Raw genomic sequence first — 13,337 nt, 5'->3', positions numbered from 1 at the left:
GATCCTGTGGGGCCGCGAACCGGCCGGTCAAGGGCGGCCGTCCGGACCACGCCACTTCTCGTACGCCGCCGTCGACACGGTCACCGTCAGGGCCCCGAGCAGCCAGCCGCCCAGCACGTCCGAGGGCCAGTGCACCCCGAGCCAGACCCGGGTCAGGCCCACGCCGAGCACCGACACCACCGAGGCGGCCAGGGCCGTGCCCCACAGGGCGGGCCCGGCCCCGTGGCGGCGCAGCAGCCACAGCGCGAGCCCGCACACGACCGTCGCCGTCATCGCGTGGCCCGAGGGGAACGCCGCGTAGTGCGCCGAGTCCACCGGGTCGGGCCACACCGGCCGGGGCCGGTCGACGGCCGCCTTCAGGAACTGCTGGACGAGCGCGCCCAGCCCGCAGGTCACCAGCAGCCACGCCGCGAGCACCCGGTCCCGCAGCCGCCACACGACGAACGCCGCGATCGCCGTGCACAGGGCGCGCATCGTCCACGGGTCCCAGACCCAGTCGGACAGGACCCGGTTGGCGTGGGTGAGCCCGGGCGCGGCGACCGCTTCGCGGTGCAGGGCCCGGGCGATGTCGGTGTCCGCCGCCGTCAGCGGGCTCCACCGGGCCGCCACGAGGAGCAGCAGCAGGACGCAGGCCGTCGCGAGCGCCGCCGCGAGCGGGGCGTGCGGCCGGGGCGGGGGAGGGAGTCGCGCCGGGTACATGGGGAAGATCCTGACCCGTTTCGGGCGGCGCACACTATCCCAACGCGCGCAGTCCCGGCACGAAGGTCACCAGCAGGGGGGCCAGCGGCACCAGCGCCGCCGCCGCGGTCAGCCGCAGCCGATGGGCCGGTGTCAGCCGCGAGGGCGGCGTGAGGAGCCGGTGCACGCGCTGCGGGACATGCGTGTGCGGCGTGGGGCAGGGCCCGAACACGCCCCTGTCCTCATTGAGTTCGACCAGTGCCAGCGCGATCGTGAGCCGGCCGAAACGGCGCGAGGCCACGTCGTCGGCGGCCAGCTCGACCAGCCGGTGCATCTCGTCGCGGAACGCGGCGAACACCCGCACCTGCGGGAACCCGACGGCCAGCGCGCCGGAACAGTGCAGCAGCCAGTCGTGCCGCCACCGCGCGTGGCCCCGCTCGTGCGCGAGCACCGCATCGAGCTGATGCCCTTTCAGGCGGCGCAACGCGGCGGTGGTGATGACCAGTCGGGGCGTCGCGCCGGGCAGCCACCAGGCGTCGGGCCGCCCGCCCTCCAGCACCACGAGCCGGTCGGGCCCCGGCTCCTCGCCGGGCAACAGGGGCGCCCGTGCCTGGAGTTCGGCCCGGCTGCGCCGGCGCCGGGCCCGCGCCCCGCGCACCTCACGCACCAGCATGGCGGCCGTCCAGACCCCGCCGAGCGCGAGCGCCACGGCGACCCCGGCCGCCCAGGGCCCGGTGGTACGCAACGCGTAGGCGTCCACGACCGCGTGCGGGGCGGGCGCGAACAGATGGCCGCGCACCGCCTGCCACGCGGAGGCCGCGCTCAGGGCCATGGACAGGGCGCAGCAGAGCAGCACGGCGGCCACCACGCACTGCCACGTCCACAACGCGACGACCGGCTCCCGCTCGGGCCAGTCGGCGCGCGCGAGCAGGCGCGGGGCGACAACAGCGAGAAGGGTGCCGAGCAGCAACAGCGCCACGGGGACCGTCATGGTCGTCAGCCTATGAGGCGGGCCCGCGCCGGGGATACGACCTGGCGCGGCAAGTGACCTACGCCACGGTTTCGAACGGTGCTCCTCTACATGGTCAGCAGCATGGCCAGCGTGCCGATCCCCATGGAGAGCCGGCAGGCCCGCGCCAGCTCGGGACGGTCGCCCCAGCCGGTGAGGGCGGGGGCGGCGCCGGTCGTGGCGGCGGCGGGCACGAGGCGCGCCCCGGACCACAGGACGTACCCCCCGAAGTACGCGAGCAGCGCCCCGGTGAGGGCCGGTGTGCCCGCGCCGCCGGGATGGGCGTGGGCCGCCGGGCGCGCCGCCATCTCCACCGCCATGTAGGCCATGGCGAACGTGCCCACCAGGTGGTGCAGGTGGTGGGCGCCGCGTCGCGCCGCCCACAGGGCGCGCAGCGCGGCGGTCCCGAAGACGGCCGCGTAGAGCAGCCAGGCCCAAGTCGGCGGTGTCAGGACGGCGGCCGGTACGGCCATCAGCGCCATCCCGAACCCCATGAGCGCCTCGCCGCCCGCCGTGCGGCGTTGTTCCTCGACCGTGCTGCGCATGCGCAGCAGGCAGTACGCGCCGGTCGCCGCGCACAGCGCGACGAGCAGCCAGGCGGCCGACAGCGGTCCGTGCACCCCGGTTCCCCCTCTTCCTGCGGCTCTGGGGGAGATGCCCGGGCACGCGGGTGCGTATGGCGGCGCAAGGGAGCACTGGCGGTCGCGCGGCGGCGCCGAGCGCTCCCAGGCCGAGTTCCCTCACGCCGAGCTCCGTCACGCCGAGCAGTCTTTTACGAGTAAAACACCTGTTAAGGTTTTAGGTATGAGCAGTACACCCCCCGCCCCTCCCGTGACACGCACCACCGTCCGCCGACTCCCCCTGGCGGGAGTGCTGCGTCCGAACAAGCCCTCGGACATCTGGTTCAAACCGGCCACGAGCGTCGTCGTCTCCGCCGCGCTGCCGAACCTGACGCTGCTCGCCCTCGACCGCCTCGACCTGGTGATGTACACGATGGCCGGCAGCTTCTGCGCCCTGTACGGCCACAACCTGCCCTACGCGGCCCGGGCCCGCGCCCTCGCCTGGGTCGTGCTCGGGATGTTCGCGAGCGTCGCCGTCGCCCTCGTCTCGGCCTCGCTCACCTCGTCCGCCGCCGTCCTCGTCGCGATCGGCGCCCTGCTGGCCGCCGCCCAGAAGACGCTGTGCGACGCCACCCGGATCGGACCGCCCGGCCACCTGATCTTCACGTTCATCAGCTCCGCCTCCCTGTTCGCGCCCCAGACCCTGGGCCAGGTGCCGGGCCATCTCGCGCTCACCGCCGCGGCCGGCGCCGTCGCCTGGCTCGTCGGCATGGCACCCGCGCTCGTACGCCCCCACGGCCCGGAGCGGCGGGCCACCGCACGCGCCCTCAACGCGGCAGCCGCCTGCGCCGAGCGGCCCGGACACGCGCCCACCCGCGGCGCCGCCGCCGCGGCCGTGCACGCCGCCTGGCAGTCCCTGCTCGCCACCGGAGCACGGACCGCCGCGCGCCGCGCCCTGGAGCGACTCGTCGTGCGGGCCGAAGTGGCCATCGCCGCGCCGGACGACGCGGACGCCGCGCGACTGCGCGCCTGGGCCGCGGGACTGCGCGGCAGCAAAGCCGTGCCCAGGCCCGCCCCGATCGCCGGGATCGACGACGAACTGCTCGGCATCGAGGCCGAACTCGCCGACGGCACCCCCTCGTTGTGGCGGCGACTCGGCCCCGGCTCACCCCTGCTCCCGGTCGCCCTGCGCACCGTCGTCGGCTGCGCGCTCGCCGGGTACGCCTCCCTCGCCCTCGGCGTCGGACGGCCCTACTGGGCGCTGGTCACCGCCGCCTCGCTCTACCAGGCCAACACCACCCTGACCTGGAACCGGGGCGTCCAGCGCGTCGTCGGCAACCTCGCCGGGGTCCTCGTCTTCGCCGCCGTCGTCCCGTTCGCGCACCTCGGACCCGCCGCGCTGGTCGTGTGCTGCCTGGCCTTCAGCTTCGGCGCCGAGGCCCTCATCACCCGCAACTACTGGCTCGGCAGCCTGTGCGTGACACCGATGGCGCTGCTCGTCACCGAGTTCGCCCGCTTCCAGGAGCCCGGCGAACTGATCGCCGACCGGATCGTGGACACCCTGATCGGGGCGGTCCTCGGCGTCGCCGCCGCCGTCGTCGTCACCAACCGGCGCGCCGGTGACCACATCGAGAAGGCCCTCGCCCGGGTCGACACCGCCCGCGAGGCCGCCGAGCACACCCTGGCCTCGGCCGAGCCGGGCCCCGCCGCCCTGGAGACGGCCAGGCGCTCGCTCGCCGGGGCCCTGGTCGAGCTGCGCGCCGCCGCCGACACGGCGGCCGGGGAATGGTGGCAGCGGGCACTGCCCGAGGAGCGGGTGCTCGCGGCCGAGCGGAGCGGACACCGTACGCTCGCGGCGACGGTCCGCAGGCAGGCGCCCGGACCGGTGGCGGCGCGGGAGAGCGCCGTCGAGGACACTGGTGACACGGCGGGCGACCCCAGCGGCGCCCGCGCCTAGCGGCATCGGTCGAGGAAGGTCCGGTTTGGCCAGCATGAGCAGGAAAGCCGAGACGGCAGAGGCCCGGCCGCCCGACACCGTCTCCTCGGTCGTCCGGCAGTGGCAGGCCGTGCGCCCCGACGTCGACACCGGCCCGATGGAGATCATCGGCCGGATCAACCGGTGCGCCGCGCTGCTCCAGCAGGCCGAGGACGCGCCCCTGCGGCACGCGGGACTGACCCGCTCCGAGTTCGACCTGCTCGGCACCCTGCGCCGCACCGGACGGGAGCTCACCCCCGGCGATCTGGCCCGCGAGACGTTCGCCTCGGGCGCGGCCGTCACCAAGCGGCTCAAGCAGTTGCAGGAGCGGGGCCTGGTGGCGCGGCGCGGCGACACCAGGGACCGGCGGGTGTCCCATCTGAGCCTCACCGACGAGGGCCGCGCCCTCGTCGACGAGATCCTGCCGCGCCAGCTCTCGTACGAGGCGACGGTCCTCGCGGGCCTCGACGGCGGCCGGGACGCCGAACTCAGCGCACTCCTCGGCGAACTGCTCTCCCAACTGGAGGGCCGCCTGGGCGGCCCCCGCGTCTGAGAGCCCGGCCGCCGCGGGGTCTCAGGCGATCGGCAGGTCCGGCTTCTGCGGCGCCATCGTCCGGCCGTCGGCCTGCTCGGCCATCACCCGGTGGATCTCCTCCGGCGACAGATACGCGTCCGTCATCTCGAAGTCCTTGAGCGTGGCGGGCCGGTTGCGCTGGAACCCTGTGCGCACGAAGTCGTCGCCCGCGAGTGCGTTCAGCCCCCAGTTCGCCGCCGTACGGAAGCGCGCCGTCAGGGTGCGCAGCGCCCCCAGGTGGTAGCCGCGGGCCACGATCTGCGCGGGCAGCCCGGTGAGCTGGACGCCCATCGGCTTGGAGACGGCCTGGATGCCGCCCAGGTCCACGACGAGACCGAGGTCCTTGTGGCGGTACGGCGTCATCGGCGTCCCGCGGACCGCCGCGAGCACATTGCGCGCCGCCGCCCAGCCCTGCCGCATCGCGTGCTGGGCCGTGGGCGGGCAGATCGCGTCGCCGCCCTTGGCGAGGTCCGGCACCGCCGCCGCGTCACCGAGCGCGAAGACGCCGTCGAGCCCCGGCACGGTCAGTTCGGGGGTGACGACGAGGCGGCCCCGGTTCGTCTCCGCCTCCAGGGTCGCCACGAGCGGGCTGGGCGCGACACCCGCCGTCCAGATCAGGGTGTGGCAGGGCAGTTCGCGTCCGTCGGTGAGCGTCACCGTCGACTCGGTGACCTTCGCCACCGACACCCCGAGCGAGACGTGGAGACCACGCTGCTGGAGGATCGCCATGGCCTTGTCACCGAGCCTCGGGCCCAGCTCCGGCATCAGCTTCGGAGCGACGTCGACCAGGTGCCACTTGATGTCCCGCGGATCGAGCCCGGGGTAGCGCTTGACCGCCGCGGTCGTCAGCCGCTGGAGGTACGCGGCCGTCTCGGTGCCGGCGTAACCGCCGCCCACCACCACGAACTGGAGCCGCGCCTCCCGCTCGGCCGGGTCGGAACTGGCCGCCGCGAGATCGAGCTGCGAGATCACGTGGTCCCGGATCCAGGCCGCCTCGGCGAGCGTCTTGACGCCGACGGCGTGCTCGTCGATGCCGGGGATGTCGAACTGGCGCGTCACGCTGCCGGGCGTCAGCACCAGATGGTCGTAGCGCTCGACGGTGGTCTCACCGTTGATCTTCCTGACGACGACGGCCTTGGCCTTCGGGTCCACGCCGACGGCGCCGCCGGGAATGATGGAGGTGCGCCGCAGCATCCGGCGCAGCGGCACCGCCACCGACTGCGGTGTGAGGACGCCGGACGCCACATGGGGGAGCAGCGGCAGATAGAGCTGGTGGTCCATCGGACTGATGAGCTTCAGCACCGCTTCGCCGGGCTTCAGCTCCTTCTCCAGCTTGTGGGCGCACTCCATGCCGGCGAACCCACCGCCGATGATCAGAATTCGGGGCACGGTCGAGGTACGGGGAGCGGTCATGGTCGGATCTCTCCTGGGCTGGACAGTGTGCGGACAGGCGAGGAGCGTTCCCGGTCATGTATCCGGATCGGCGCCGCCGAATCCCCTGACTCAGCGCCATCCTGCGACGAGCCCGGCGTCACCGCACGTCAGATGCCCGGCCGCGAGCGGATCGGATGGTCCTTCGGCACCTCGACCACACAGATGCGGGTGCCGTCCGGATCCGCGATCCACATCTCCAGGAGCCCCCACGGCTCCTTCAGCGGCTCCCGCAGCACCGGGACGCCCCGCGCGGACAGCTCCTCGTGCGCCGCGCGCACGTCCGCCACCTGGAGCCAGAGCTGCGACCCCGGCCTCACCGGCGGTTCCGCCCGTCCCGACAGCTCCAGGAACCCGCCGCCCAGGAAGTACACCGTGCCCCGCTCGGGCCCCGTCCCGAACTCGCGGTACACGGCGAGCCCCAGCGCCTCGCCGTAGAACGCCCGCGACCGCTCGGGATCGCCGGGCCTGATCAGAACCCTGCTGCTCAGTACGTGAACCATGACGATGCACAGTAGTGCGACCGGGTTAACCTCGACGGCGCCGACAGACCCCGCACCCGTACGAGATCGGAGAGCCGCCGATGACCGCCGCCCCGCCCCCCGCCACCGATGGCCTGAGCTTCCGCGACGCCACCGAGGCCGACGTCGACGCGCTCGTGGCGCTCGTCGAGTCCGCCTACCGCGGGGACGACAGCCGCGCGGGCTGGACCACGGAGGCGGACTTCCTGGAGGGACAGCGCACCGACCCGCAGGGCGTCCTCGACATCGTCAAGGCCGCCGACAGCCGCCTGCTGACCGTCGAGCGGGACGGCGCGCTCGTCGCCTGCTGCCAGCTCGAGCACCGCGGCGACCACGCCTACTTCGGCATGTTCGCCGTCAGCCCCGCCCTCCAGGGCGCGGGCCTCGGCAAAGTGATCATCGCGGAGGCGGAGCGCGCGGCGCGCGCGACGTGGGGTGTGCGCGAGATGCACATGACGGTGATCTCCGTCCGGGAGGAGCTCATCGCCTGGTACGAGCGCCGCGGCTACCGCCGTACGGGAAAGACGACCCCCTTCCCGTACGGCGACGAGCGCTTCGGCATTCCGCGCCGCCCGGACCTGGCGTTCGAACTGCTGGTCAAGCCGCTCGTCTGACCGCTACGCGGTGAAGCGGCCGGTCCGCTTGATCTCCGGGTAGTCGGTGGTCGCCCCGTCCAGACCGAGCGCCCGTACGAGCCGCAGATCGTCCTGGGTGTTCACGACCCAGCCGATGATCCGCAGGTCGGCCTTGCGGGCGTGCTCCACGATCTCCTGGGTCAGGCGCCGGATGTTGAGGACCAGGGTCGTCGCGCCGACGGCGAGGGCCCGCTGCACGACGTCCGTGCCGTAGCGGCTGGCGACGAGCGCGGTGCGCACCCCCGGCACGAGCCGCGCGATCTCGGCCACGGCCTCGTCGTGGAACGAGATCACCTCGACCCGGTGCACGAGATCGCGGCGCAGCAGCACCTCGGCGAGCGCCCGGGCCGCCGCGGTGTCCTTGATCTCCGCCTGGATCGGAGCGCTCACCGCGTCCAGGACCTCCTCGAAGACCGGCACCCGCTCGCCGCGCCCGGCGTCCAGCGTCCGCAGTTCGGCGAGCGTCTTCTCGGCGATCGGGCCCTTGCCGTCCGTGGTGCGGTCCACGTCGGCGTCGTGCATGACGACGAGGGCGCCGTCCTTGCTCAGATGCAGGTCGAGTTCGATGACATCGAGTCCCGCCCGCTCGGCTGCGACGAAGGAACGCAGGGTGTTCTCGGGTTCGACACCCATGGCTCCGCGATGCCCGATGGTCAGGAAGTTCACGGTGGACCCGCTTCCGTCGACGGCGACTCGGCTGCCTGCGTGCGGCACGCACGCGGCAGGCTCCCGAGACTAACGGTCCGCTTCCGCGAGCGGGCCGCTCCGGCGCGAGGGACCACCGGAAGGATCGAACGGGCAGGGAGGTGACGGGCGTCGCTAGCCGGTCACGCGTCGCAGCCGCGCCGACAGGTGGTGCTGCAACGGCTGTCCGACCGCGGCGAGGTCGTGCGCGAACGTCAGGGTGTCGGCGTCGGCCAGGGTGTAGCGGCGCCTGGTCGCCTCGACCTCCTTCGCCGTCGGCGCGAGCGCCACGCTGTCGGTCGCGAGGTCGATCGAGCCGTCGGCCGCGCGACCGACGGCGATCTCCGCGACACCGGTGGGCTGAGTGATCAGCGCCTCGACGCCGCCGTCCGGCCGCAGCCGCCACCAGCCGCTCTCCCGCGCCGCGGGGCACAGCGGCGTGTCGTCGGCGCCGAGCAGCCAGGCGCGTGCCTCGTACCGCAGGAAGGGGCGCCCGTCGTGCCCGAAGGTGACCTCCTGCGCGTAGCCGAACTCGCCGTCGATCGTGGGATACCCGCCGCGCCCGCGCCCCCGCCAGCGCCCCAGCAGCCCGAGCACGGGCGCGAGCAGCGCATGCGGCGCGGGCGCACCGTCGGCCCGCTCCCTCTCCTGGTACGGGTACTCCGGTACGGGATCGAACATGGATGGGCTCCTGTGGCCGGGGGAGGGGGGCGAGCACAGCCTAGAGCGCCCGAGGGCGGCGGCCCTTCCCTGTTGGGTGCTTCCGGTGCACTCTCCCCGCGACCGCATGCGCCGCCGCACCCGCGCGCGTGAGCCCGTCCCGCGAAGGAGACGCCCATGTCCAGCGACGCACCGTCCGGCGACGCCGCCGACCGCCTCGACCCCGAGGCCCGGCCCCTCGTCGACGCGATGGCCGCCTTCTTCCCCGATCTCGGCGGCGCGGTCACCGACGCCGCCGAGGCCCGCGCGATCCTCGCCGCCGCCCCCGCCGCGCCGTTCCCCGTGCCGGTCGTCGGCGCGGTCGAGGACCGGGAGATACCGGGGCCGCCCGGGGCGCCCCCGATCCCCGTACGGATGTACCAGCCGGATCCGGCGGGCGCGGACCCGGTGGCGCCGCGGCCCGTCGTCGTGTTCCTCCACGGGGGCGGCTGGGCGCTGTGCGACCTCGACACGCACGACGGCATCGCGCGCGGCCTGTGCCGCGACGCCGGGGCGGTCGTCGTCTCCGTGGCCTACCGGCTCGCCCCCGAGTCACCGTTCCCCGCCGCGGTCGAGGACGCGTACGCCGCGCTGTGCTGGGTCGCGGGCCACGCCCGTGAACTCGGCGCCGACGAGAGCGCGTTGACGGTCACGGGCGACAGCGCCGGCGGGAACCTCGCCGCCGTCGTCACCCACCTCGCCCGCGACAACGGCGGCCCCCGCATCGCCCGGCAGGTCCTGATCTACCCGGCGACCGACGCCCACCGCGGGACCGGCTCCTCGGAGGCGAACGCGGCCGGGTACTTCCTGACCGCCGCGCACTCCCGCTGGTTCCGCGACCAGTACCTGGGGGCCGACGGCGATCCGGCCGACCCGCATGTCTCGCCGCTGCTCGCCGAGGACTTCAGCGGGCTGCCGCCCGCCCACGTCGTGACGGCGGGCTGCGATCCGCTGTGCGACGAGGGGCGCGCCTACGCGCGGGCCCTGCGCGACGCCGGGGTCCCGGTCACCGAGAGCCACTTCCCGGGCATGTTCCACGGGTTCTTCGGCTTCCCCGACCTTCTCGCCGATGCCCGGCGGGCCCGGGCTGATGTGGCAAAGGTCATCGTTTCGAGCGCGGAAGACGGGAAAAACGACGGTGGTACCTGGGGGCGCGCAGGATAATTTCCCGCGACCCCCCTTGTCCCGGAGAACCTCGCACGCATACGGTGTTCTGACGCGAGGTTCTCCTGTGGAGGATGGGACATGACGGAAATTCTTGTGCAGGCGGGCGCGGAGGGGATCGTTCCTCCGGCTCGAACGGTCGGCGACAGGGTGGTGGACCACCCGGCGTGGCCCGTGCTCAAGGACGCCGTGGAGGAGATCAGGACCTGGCAGGAGAAGGACGGGTCGATCGACTTCGACGCCGACGGCGCCCCCTCCCGGGCCACCGTCGACCTGGCCCTGGACCGCGTCATGGCCGCGGTGGAGCAGCTCGCCCCGCTGCTGCCGCACGACGCCGCCTACCACCAGGCGCTCGTCGGCGACCTGCGCCGCTGGTCCGACAGCGGCTACCAGGTGCCCGACTTCCTGGACTCGCTGCTCGCCTTCCAGCCCGCGGCCGAGCGCCGGGACGGCCTCCAGCACCTGGTGGTCTTCCCGATGTACACGCAGAACGGGAACCCGGACCGCAACCTGGAAGCCGTCGTGCTGCGCATGGTCTGGCCCGAGTGGCTGGCCGAGCTGGAGGCCACGCGCTACGACAACCCGCTGTTCTGCGGCATCACCTTCGAGGACTTCACCTCGGGCTACGACACGAACTCGGCCGTGCTCTTCCCCGAGACGATCGCCGTGCGCGAGGCCCCCGAGCGCTTCTCCTGGGGCGGCATCTTCTGCGACCGGGAGGCGGCCCGCTTCCGCCGTGTCACCGAGGCGGCCGTCTCGATCCTCGGCGTCGACCTGCCCGCGGACATCGCCGAGATGGTCGGCGACCAGGACCGCTGCCAGCAGGCGTTCGTGCTGTGGGACATGGTGCACGACCGTACGCACAGCCACGGCGACCTGCCCTTCGACCCGTTCATGATCAAGCAGCGCCAGCCGTTCTGGATGTACGGCCTGGAGGAGCTGCGCTGCGACCTCACCGCCTTCAAGGAGGCCGTGAAGCTGGAGGCCGACGGCGTCCCGCAGGGCCGCGACGTCCAGTACGCCGTGCTGTTCGACCGGATGTTCCGCTTCCCCGTCACCGGCGAGCGCGTGCGCAACTACGACGGTCTCGGCGGCCAGCTCCTCTTCGCCTACCTGCACAAGCACGACGTCCTGCGCTGGACGGACAACAAGCTGCACATCGACTGGCAGCGCGCCCCCGAGGTCACCAATCAGCTCTGCGGCGAGATCGAGAAGCTGTACCGGGACGGCATCGACCGCCCGAAGCTGGTGCACTGGTTCGCCGCCTACGACCTCGTGTCGACCTACCTCGCCCCGCACCCCGGCTCCCGCTGGGCCAAGGGCCCCGACGCCCTGGACGTGAGCCTGCCGCCGCGCAAGCTCGTGGACGAGGTGCTTCCGGACGAGTTTCCGCTCAGCATGTTCTATGAGGCGCTGTCCAAGAAGTTGAAGAACGTGATCGCCTCCACCAAGGGCATCACCGCGGCGGGCGCCGAGCGGGTGGCCGCATGAGCGACCCCGTACAGGAGGCGACTGCCATGACCGAGACCCACCTCACCACCGACTCGCTCGACGGGGCCGTGATCGCGGTCGCCGGAGCCGCCGGGCCCGCAGGACGCGCCACGCTGAAGCGGCTCGCCGAGGCGGGCGCCACGGTCGTCGGCGCCGACGCGGACCCCGAGCGCCTCGCCGAGGCCGTCGACGCGGCGCGGTACGCGCACGGCGGCGCCACGGTCATCGGCGACACCGTCGACCTGCTCGACCTGGAGGCCACGCGCGCGTGGGCCGGCCGCGTCGAGAAGGACTTCGGCCGGGTCGACGGCCTGGTCCACCTCGTCGGCGGCTGGCGCGGCAGCGCGAGCTTCGCCGAGACCGACCTCGCCGACTGGGACCTGCTCGAAAAGCTCCTGATCCGCACGGTGCAGCACACCTCGCTCGCCTTCCAGGAGGGCCTGTCCCGCTCCGACCGGGGCCGCTACCTGCTGATCAGCGCGGCGGGCGCGAGCAAGCCGACCGCGGGCAACGCCGCGTACGCCGCCGCCAAGGCCGCGGCCGAGGCATGGACGCTCGCCCTCGGTGACGCCTTCCGCAAGGCGGGGGGCGACGCGGGGCCCACGCAGGCGGCTGCGATCCTGGTGGTGAAGGCGCTGGTGCACGACGCGATGCGCGCCGAACGCCCCAACGCGAAGTTCGCGGGCTTCACCGACGTCAAGGAACTGGCCGAGGCCATCGTCGGCGTCTGGAGCAGGCCCGCCGCAGAAGTGAACGGGACCCGTCTGTGGCTGACCGAGTAGACAGCGAAGCCGTGAATCCGCCCAGGACCGACGCCCGCAGGCATCACGACCCCACGATCCGGGGCTTCGCCAGCGACAACTACGCGGGCGCCCACCCGGAGGTCCTGGCCGCCCTGGCCCTGGCCAACGGCGGGCACCAGGTCGCGTACGGCGAGGACGAGTACACGGACCACCTCCAGCAGATCATCCGCAGCCACTTCGGTGCGACCGCGGAGGCGTTCCCGGTCTTCAACGGCACGGGCGCCAATGTCGTCGCGCTCCAGGCGGTCACCGACCGCTGGGGCGCGGTGATCTGCGCCGAGTCCGCGCACATCCACGTCGACGAGGGCGGCGCCCCGGAGCGCATGGGCGGCCTGAAACTGCTCACCGTCCCCACCCCCGACGGCAAGCTCACGCCCGACCTCATCGACCGGCAGGCGTACGGCTGGGACGACGAGCACCGCGCGATGCCGCAGGTCGTCTCGATCACGCAATCCACCGAACTGGGCACGCTCTACACGCCCGACGAGATCCGCGCCATCTGCGACCACGCCCACGAGCGCGGCATGAGGGTGCACCTCGACGGCTCGCGCATAGCCAACGCGGCGGCGTCCCTCGACGTGCCGATGCGTACGTTCACCAATGCGGTCGGGGTCGACATCCTCTCGCTCGGTGGCACCAAGAACGGCGCGGTGTTCGGCGAGGCCGTCGTCGTCCTCGACCAGGACGCCGTCCGCCGGATGAAGCACCTGCGCAAGCTCTCCATGCAGCTCGCGTCCAAGATGCGCTTCGTCTCGGTGCAGTTGGAGGCGCTGCTCGCCAAGGACCTGTGGCTGCGCAACGCCCGGCACGCCAACGAGATGGCCCAGCGCCTCGCCGAGGGCGTCCGCGCCGTCGGCGGGGTGGAGATCCTCCACCCCGTGCAGGCCAACGGCGTCTTCGCCCGCCTGCCCCACGACGTCGCGGAGCGGCTGATGAAGCGCTACCGCTTCTACTTCTGGGACGAGGCCGCCGGGGACGTCCGCTGGATGTGCGCCTTCGACACCCGCGAGGAGGACGTCGACGGGTTCGTCGCGGCGCTCAAGGAGGAGATGGCCCGATAGCCGACCGGGCCGCGCAAGCGACTGCATAGATATGCGACCGACCGTAAAGGTA

General features: G+C 73.3%; 14 protein-coding genes. 7 read left to right on the top strand and 7 right to left on the bottom strand.

Translation table 11 applies throughout. From position 1 onward, the window contains the following. Nucleotides 1-27: 27 nt before the first annotated feature. The 3 genes from ACIRF8_RS13145 to ACIRF8_RS13135 form a co-directional block, all read right to left on the bottom strand. On the bottom strand, nt 28-699 hold the full coding sequence (locus tag ACIRF8_RS13145; protein ID WP_404214042.1) for a phosphatase PAP2 family protein: 672 nt from the start codon (nt 697-699) through the stop codon (nt 28-30). Nucleotides 700-733: 34 nt separating this feature from the next. Beyond that, on the bottom strand, nt 734-1,669 hold the full coding sequence (locus ACIRF8_RS13140) for a M56 family metallopeptidase (RefSeq protein WP_404214040.1): 936 nt from the start codon (nt 1,667-1,669) through the stop codon (nt 734-736). 86 nt (nt 1,670-1,755) lie between these two features. Continuing rightward, entirely contained in the window at nt 1,756-2,307 is a 552-nt protein-coding gene (locus ACIRF8_RS13135) for a DUF5134 domain-containing protein (RefSeq protein WP_404214038.1), read from the bottom strand. 184 nt (nt 2,308-2,491) lie between these two features. Here ACIRF8_RS13135 and ACIRF8_RS13130 point away from each other — a divergent pair, with 184 nt between their 5' ends. Both ACIRF8_RS13130 and ACIRF8_RS13125 read left to right on the top strand, forming a co-directional pair. Then, nucleotides 2,492-4,204: an FUSC family protein gene (locus ACIRF8_RS13130; RefSeq protein ID WP_404214036.1), complete on the top strand. Its 1,713-nt coding sequence runs from the start codon at nt 2,492-2,494 to the stop codon at nt 4,202-4,204. Nucleotides 4,205-4,238: 34 nt separating this feature from the next. After that, complete coding sequence (locus tag ACIRF8_RS13125) at nt 4,239-4,775, top strand: MarR family winged helix-turn-helix transcriptional regulator (RefSeq protein WP_404214034.1); 537 nt, start codon at nt 4,239-4,241, stop codon at nt 4,773-4,775. Nucleotides 4,776-4,796: 21 nt separating this feature from the next. Here the strand turns inward: ACIRF8_RS13125 and ACIRF8_RS13120 are convergent, their stop codons facing one another. Together ACIRF8_RS13120 and ACIRF8_RS13115 are read right to left on the bottom strand one after the other, a co-directional pair. Next, entirely contained in the window at nt 4,797-6,209 is a 1,413-nt protein-coding gene (locus tag ACIRF8_RS13120) for an NAD(P)/FAD-dependent oxidoreductase (protein WP_404214032.1), read from the bottom strand. Between the two features lie 128 nt (nt 6,210-6,337). After that, nucleotides 6,338-6,730, bottom strand: a complete 393-nt coding sequence (locus ACIRF8_RS13115; RefSeq protein WP_404214030.1) for a VOC family protein — start codon at nt 6,728-6,730, stop codon at nt 6,338-6,340. Nucleotides 6,731-6,810: 80 nt separating this feature from the next. Here ACIRF8_RS13115 and ACIRF8_RS13110 point away from each other — a divergent pair, with 80 nt between their 5' ends. Further along, nucleotides 6,811-7,362, top strand: coding sequence for a GNAT family N-acetyltransferase (locus ACIRF8_RS13110; RefSeq protein WP_404214028.1), 552 nt, complete (start codon nt 6,811-6,813; stop codon nt 7,360-7,362). A 3-nt stretch (nt 7,363-7,365) separates the two neighbouring features. Here the strand turns inward: ACIRF8_RS13110 and ACIRF8_RS13105 are convergent, their stop codons facing one another. Both ACIRF8_RS13105 and ACIRF8_RS13100 read right to left on the bottom strand, forming a co-directional pair. After that, the gene (locus tag ACIRF8_RS13105) at nt 7,366-8,049 is read right to left on the bottom strand and encodes a glycerophosphodiester phosphodiesterase (RefSeq protein WP_404214026.1); all 684 of its coding nucleotides are present in this window, start codon (nt 8,047-8,049) and stop codon (nt 7,366-7,368) included. Nucleotides 8,050-8,202: 153 nt separating this feature from the next. Beyond that, nucleotides 8,203-8,748: an FABP family protein gene (locus ACIRF8_RS13100; protein WP_404214025.1), complete on the bottom strand. Its 546-nt coding sequence runs from the start codon at nt 8,746-8,748 to the stop codon at nt 8,203-8,205. A gap of 156 nt (nt 8,749-8,904) precedes the next feature. Between ACIRF8_RS13100 and ACIRF8_RS13095 the strand changes: the two genes are divergently transcribed. The 4 genes from ACIRF8_RS13095 (at nt 8,905) to ACIRF8_RS13080 (ending at nt 13,285) form a co-directional block, all read left to right on the top strand. Then, entirely contained in the window at nt 8,905-9,930 is a 1,026-nt protein-coding gene (locus tag ACIRF8_RS13095) for an alpha/beta hydrolase (RefSeq protein WP_404214023.1), read from the top strand. Nucleotides 9,931-10,011: 81 nt separating this feature from the next. Then, nucleotides 10,012-11,421, top strand: coding sequence for a DUF6421 family protein (locus tag ACIRF8_RS13090; protein ID WP_404214021.1), 1,410 nt, complete (start codon nt 10,012-10,014; stop codon nt 11,419-11,421). Further along, a complete protein-coding gene (locus ACIRF8_RS13085; RefSeq protein ID WP_404214019.1) occupies nt 11,418-12,203 on the top strand; it encodes an SDR family NAD(P)-dependent oxidoreductase in 786 nt (261 codons plus the stop codon). Before ACIRF8_RS13090 ends, ACIRF8_RS13085 begins: the two co-directional genes overlap by 4 nt. Before the next feature lie 11 nt (nt 12,204-12,214). Next, nucleotides 12,215-13,285: a threonine aldolase family protein gene (locus ACIRF8_RS13080; RefSeq protein ID WP_404214017.1), complete on the top strand. Its 1,071-nt coding sequence runs from the start codon at nt 12,215-12,217 to the stop codon at nt 13,283-13,285. Nucleotides 13,286-13,337 lie beyond the last annotated feature (52 nt).

The sequence above is a fragment of the Streptomyces sp. NPDC102406 genome, from assembly GCF_044765725.1.
Taxonomy (GTDB): domain Bacteria; phylum Actinomycetota; class Actinomycetes; order Streptomycetales; family Streptomycetaceae; genus Streptomyces.
The sequence above is the reverse complement of the archived record's forward strand: the minus strand, read 5'-3'. Positions and strand labels throughout refer to the sequence as shown.

Excerpts from the sequence above, each read along its gene's own strand:
- ACIRF8_RS13120 (WP_404214032.1), bottom strand. The coding sequence starts at position 6,209 with ATGACCGCTCCCCGTACCTCGACCGTGCCCCGAATTCTGATCATCGGC.
- ACIRF8_RS13140 (WP_404214040.1), bottom strand. The coding sequence starts at position 1,669 with ATGACGGTCCCCGTGGCGCTGTTGCTGCTCGGCACCCTTCTCGCTGTT.
- ACIRF8_RS13115 (WP_404214030.1), bottom strand. The coding sequence starts at position 6,730 with ATGGTTCACGTACTGAGCAGCAGGGTTCTGATCAGGCCCGGCGATCCC.
- ACIRF8_RS13145 (WP_404214042.1), bottom strand. The coding sequence starts at position 699 with ATGTACCCGGCGCGACTCCCTCCCCCGCCCCGGCCGCACGCCCCGCTC.
- ACIRF8_RS13125 (WP_404214034.1), top strand. The coding sequence starts at position 4,239 with ATGAGCAGGAAAGCCGAGACGGCAGAGGCCCGGCCGCCCGACACCGTC.
- ACIRF8_RS13100 (WP_404214025.1), bottom strand. The coding sequence starts at position 8,748 with ATGTTCGATCCCGTACCGGAGTACCCGTACCAGGAGAGGGAGCGGGCC.
- ACIRF8_RS13110 (WP_404214028.1), top strand. The coding sequence starts at position 6,811 with ATGACCGCCGCCCCGCCCCCCGCCACCGATGGCCTGAGCTTCCGCGAC.
- ACIRF8_RS13130 (WP_404214036.1), top strand. The coding sequence starts at position 2,492 with ATGAGCAGTACACCCCCCGCCCCTCCCGTGACACGCACCACCGTCCGC.
- ACIRF8_RS13085 (WP_404214019.1), top strand. The coding sequence starts at position 11,418 with ATGAGCGACCCCGTACAGGAGGCGACTGCCATGACCGAGACCCACCTC.
- ACIRF8_RS13090 (WP_404214021.1), top strand. The coding sequence starts at position 10,012 with ATGACGGAAATTCTTGTGCAGGCGGGCGCGGAGGGGATCGTTCCTCCG.
- ACIRF8_RS13095 (WP_404214023.1), top strand. The coding sequence starts at position 8,905 with ATGTCCAGCGACGCACCGTCCGGCGACGCCGCCGACCGCCTCGACCCC.